This is a genomic window from Streptodolium elevatio (assembly GCF_053592165.1).
Map to the genome: position 1 here is coordinate 1 of NZ_JBSFVE010000064.1, position 4,019 is coordinate 4,019.

Consider the following 4,019-nt stretch of genomic DNA (forward strand, 5'->3'; position numbering starts at 1 on the left):
TGGGACGTCCAAGCTCGTACTCGCCTGAGTTCCGCGAGGAAGCGGTTCAACTCGCCTTGAAGTCTCTGCAGCCTATCGCGCATACGGCGCGGGAATTCGGCATGCACCCGGAGACGCTTCGGACATGGGTCCGGCAGTACGAGCGGGGGGCAGGAGCGCCCGGGCGGGCCGCTGGCCCTGGACGAACGCGCCAGGCTCAAAGAACTCGAACGACGAAACCGCGAGTTGGAGATGGAAGTCAGCTTCCTGAAAAAAGCCGCAGCGTACTTCGCGAAGGATCCCCGGTAGCGAGCAAGTACGAGTTCATCGAATCGATGCGACTCACCCGAGTACTTCGTCGAGTCCTCGGGTGAGGTTGTCTCGGGCGTTGTGTGCGAGCCGGTAGTAGACGTAGTAGCTGTGCCGGTCCTGCTCTACCCAGCCCGCGTCGGCGAGCAGTTTGAGGTGCTTGGAGATCGCCGCCTCGGTGAAGCCGAGCAGTCCGGCGATCTCACGTGTTGAGCGGGCGCGTACGCCGAGCAGTTGCAGGATCTTCAGCCGGGTCGGGTCCCCTGCCGAGCGCAGGAGCTTGAGCAGGTCCTCGGGTGGCACGGGAGGTCGGGCCTGCTGGCGCATTTCGGCGAGGGCGTACGTGATGGTCGCTGTCGTACGGTCGATATCTCCGCGTCGCTCGCGCATGACCGCGCCGGTCATCTTCGGCCATGCGAAGTGTGAGGGGACGAGCAGGAGTTGATCGCCCCGGGTGAGGGTGATCTACCAGGGGTTCCGGGCCTCGACGTGCGGGAGCGGGCTGGATGACGATCTCGTCGCCGTCCTGGGCGCCCGGCCCCGTCTCGGCGAGTTCGATGTGGCCGAGGGCCGCGGCCAGCATGCGTGGTACGCCGCGCTGCTCGGCGAGATGTCTGCAGCGCGCGATTTCGGTGAGCAGATGCTGCTCCAAGCGGGGCCAGTCCGGTTCGAGGCATGTCTGCCAGTAGGTGTCCAGGAAATCGGCGAAGCGTTCTCGGCAACGCTCGGGGTCGGCGATCAGTTCGCGCATCGCAGGCAGCGAAGCGGGATGGTGCTCTTCGATTTTCGCCAGCGCCCGGTGCTGCAGATCGAGATTTTCGGAGAACGGTTTCCAATGCGTCGGGCCCACTCGCCCGTTCCGCGCGAGCGCCGGGAGGACCAGCGCTTCCGCGAAGTTGTGCACCGGCGTTTTGCGTAGCTCGGATATCTCCTCCGACCATGACCGGCTGCCCTCCGGCGTCTAGATTTCCGGGAAACCCAGCGGTCGGGCCCACCAGAAGGCGAACCGGTCGAATTCCGCTTTGAGTTCGCCGGGCAGTCTGGTGCGCGCGGTCAAAACCCAGGAAATGGTGCAGCGGGTGGCTTTTGACGTCACCCAGCACATGCAGGCTACGCAGCGCCTCGTATGCCGGCGAGCAGCTGAATGCCACCAGGTCGGACGCCGCTTCGGCGAACCGCAGCCGCATCGGCGGCTCCTTCCGCGTTTGATCAACCACTGGGTTAATCAGTTGGTTCGGTACTGACTCGCGTCCTACGTTCACGTGCACTACCGGATCGGCGCAGAGGCGGGACAGGCATGGCGGTCAGTCGCAGGTCGTTTGTCGGGGGAATGTTTGTTCTTTCCGGGGGGCTGGTCGCCTGTGGAGGCGGGAAGTCGACATCCGGCAAGTCCACCAATGCGACGAATTCGCCGAGTGGGAATCCTTCGGTTCCTCCGGAGTGGGAATCCTACCGTAGCGGGCTCGAACGCCTCGCCGCCGAAGGGACTTTCGCCGGTAGCGTGCTCATCGCGAAAGATGGGCAGCCGATTCTGGCAAGTGGTTTTGGGCTGGCGGACCGCTCCCGGAAGATCCCCAACGACGTGGCCACGAAGTTCTGCGTCGCGTCGATCGGAAAATCGTTCACCAGTGTGGCGATAGCCCGGCTGGCGGAGCAGCGCAAGCTGGCGTTCGAGGACCCGGTCGGCAAGCACGTCCCCGGCCTGCCCGCCGCGATCGCCGACAGGGTGACGATCCACCATCTCCTCACCCACACCTCGGGGATGGGCGATGTCCTCGGCCCGGGCACCGCCTTCGATCCGGCGCAGAGCGTCGCCGGGCTCATGCCGGTGATCGCGGCGCAGCCTTTGGCCTTCGAGCCCGGCTCACGATTCCAGTACAGCAACTCGGGGTTCATCACCCTCGGGGCGGTCATCGAGCACGCATCGGGTGAGTCCTACGCGGACCACCTGCGACGCCAGGTCTTCACCCCCGCGGGCATGACGGACACCGGCGTCCAGCCGTACAAGCCGGTCGACGTCCCGAACATGGCGCACGGTTACGCGCTCGTCGGTGCGGATGGCAAGGTTTTGCCGCCGGGATCGTCCACCGGGACGGTCAATTCGTCCGATGCCACACTGCGCGACATCGCCGACCAGGTCCAGTTCGCCAACCCGTCGGGAGCGGCGTACTCGACGGTGACCGACCTGTTCAACTTCGCCCGCGCGGTCAGCGAAAACCGGCTGCTGGGGCCGGAGATGACCAACGTACTGCTGACCGGCAAGGACCTCCCGAACCGAGGCCCAGCCTCCGGTGGGCCGCCCGTGCTGAGCGGTGGTCCGGGAGGGAACGGCCAGGCCCCCGCCCCCGGTGGCCCCCCTGGCGGCCCTCCCGGCGGCGCCCCGAGCCGCGTGCGCTACGCGTACGGCTTCCAGGACGAGACCCTCGACAACACCCGCATCGTCGGCCACAACGGCGGCACCCCGGGCTATGGCGGGCAACTGGACATCTACCTCGGACGCGGCACCATCGTCGTCGTCCTGTGCAACCAGGACAGCGCTCAGATGCCCTCGGAGGCCATCCGCGGTTCGCGGGAGATCCTCGCCCGTTGACCCGCCGTGCGGCCCGACCGCCTCGACCTCAGCGCCCCGCCCATCCCCTCCGCGTCGAGCCGGCCCGCGTGACACCAAACCCCGGTCCCTGTTCCGTCCCTACGACCCACCGCAATTTCATCGAATGAAGCACGCCGATCGCCGCGCATCAACCTACGAATGTAGGTTTCGCGCGGACTCCGGTGCCCCCTTACTGGGCGGGAAGTTGGTCCCGACGGGGACTGGCCGCGACCAGGAGCAGGTGTACGTGCAGACCTGGGCGCGCGGCTTCGGACCGACGACCCGCAGCTCGCCGGGCTGGTCGACCAGCTCGTCGAGGACGCCATCGCCACCGTCGCCGAGCGGCACCGCCGCGCCGACTCCTGACGAGTCGGCGCGGCGGACACCCAGGGGGCGGATGCCCTGTGCGGATCCGGCCCGCGCGTTCTACTCGGGGGTGACGTTCTCCGCCTGCGGGCCCTTCTGGCCCTGCGTCACGTCGTAGGCCACCCGCTGGTTCTCCTGCAGTTCGCGGTAGCCGCTCGCGTTGATGGCGGAGAAGTGCACGAACACGTCGGGCCCTCCGTCGTCCTGGGTGATGAACCCGAAGCCCTTCTCCGCGTTGAACCACTTCACCGTGCCAGTCGCCATCGACCGTGCCCCTTCACCTGAACATCTGAGATATGCCGGGCCTGCCACGGCCCGGCACGGCTGTTCTACCAGCAGGCGGCGCCCGCCCCGCCGGGCGGGGCGGCAGCGTGATCGCGGCGGTAGCCTGCCCGTTCGGGGGCTACCCGCCAGAGGGGAGCCGGTGGTGGACCACGGCAGCTTGGAGGAACTGCTGGGCGAGCCCGGCGAGTACATCGGCGCGCGGCGTGTCCGCCGCCCCCGCCCCGGCGCAGGCGTGCTCGCCCTGGAGTGGTGGGATGGGACGGCCTGGATCCGTGCCGGCGAGGCCGCCGGCAACGAAGGCGTGCGTGCGTGGCTCTCCGCCGCCTTGCACGGCCCCCACCCTTGGCAGCCCGGCACCGGGCGCCGGCGCAGGACACCTGAACCGCCGCCGCAGGGGCGAAGCTCCTATAGGTCGTCAAGCGGTCTGTGGGAGCTGTGTGGGGGTGTGTGTGAGTCGGGGCAGGTGTTTGTAGATCTCGCGGGCGACGAA

6 protein-coding genes are annotated in these 4,019 nt (G+C 67.8%); 4 read left to right on the plus strand and 2 right to left on the minus strand.

What is annotated here, in order from left to right:
• A partial coding sequence (locus ACWD12_RS40820) for a transposase (protein ID WP_450103928.1) occupies positions 1-353 on the plus strand: 353 nt, incomplete at its 5' end.
• Here the strand turns inward: ACWD12_RS40820 and ACWD12_RS40825 are convergent.
• Positions 322-693: an ArsR/SmtB family transcription factor gene (locus ACWD12_RS40825; protein WP_450103929.1), complete on the minus strand. Its 372-nt coding sequence runs from the start codon at positions 691-693 to the stop codon at positions 322-324. The two genes, ACWD12_RS40820 and ACWD12_RS40825, sit on opposite strands and share 32 nt — an antisense overlap.
• Before the next feature lie 49 nt (positions 694-742).
• Here ACWD12_RS40825 and ACWD12_RS40830 point away from each other — a divergent pair, with 49 nt between their 5' ends.
• On the plus strand, positions 743-1,207 hold the full coding sequence (locus tag ACWD12_RS40830) for a hypothetical protein (protein ID WP_450103930.1): 465 nt from the start codon (positions 743-745) through the stop codon (positions 1,205-1,207).
• 411 nt (positions 1,208-1,618) lie between these two features.
• Entirely contained in the window at positions 1,619-2,878 is a 1,260-nt protein-coding gene (locus ACWD12_RS40835; protein WP_450103931.1) for a serine hydrolase domain-containing protein, read from the plus strand.
• Positions 2,879-3,304: 426 nt separating this feature from the next.
• On the opposite strand, the gene ACWD12_RS40840 is transcribed toward ACWD12_RS40835, so the two are convergent.
• The gene (locus ACWD12_RS40840; protein ID WP_450103932.1) at positions 3,305-3,508 is read right to left on the minus strand and encodes a cold-shock protein; all 204 of its coding nucleotides are present in this window, start codon (positions 3,506-3,508) and stop codon (positions 3,305-3,307) included.
• Positions 3,509-3,671: 163 nt separating this feature from the next.
• Between ACWD12_RS40840 and ACWD12_RS40845 the strand changes: the two genes are divergently transcribed.
• On the plus strand, positions 3,672-4,019 hold a 348-nt coding region (locus ACWD12_RS40845), incomplete at its 3' end, for a hypothetical protein (protein WP_450103933.1).

Bases quoted from the DNA above. Each gene is read 5' to 3' on its own strand.
- ACWD12_RS40840 (WP_450103932.1), bottom strand. From the start codon at position 3,508: ATGGCGACTGGCACGGTGAAGTGGTTCAACGCGGAGAAGGGCTTCGGG.
- ACWD12_RS40825 (WP_450103929.1), bottom strand. From the start codon at position 693: ATGACCGGCGCGGTCATGCGCGAGCGACGCGGAGATATCGACCGTACG.
- ACWD12_RS40835 (WP_450103931.1), top strand. From the start codon at position 1,619: ATGTTTGTTCTTTCCGGGGGGCTGGTCGCCTGTGGAGGCGGGAAGTCG.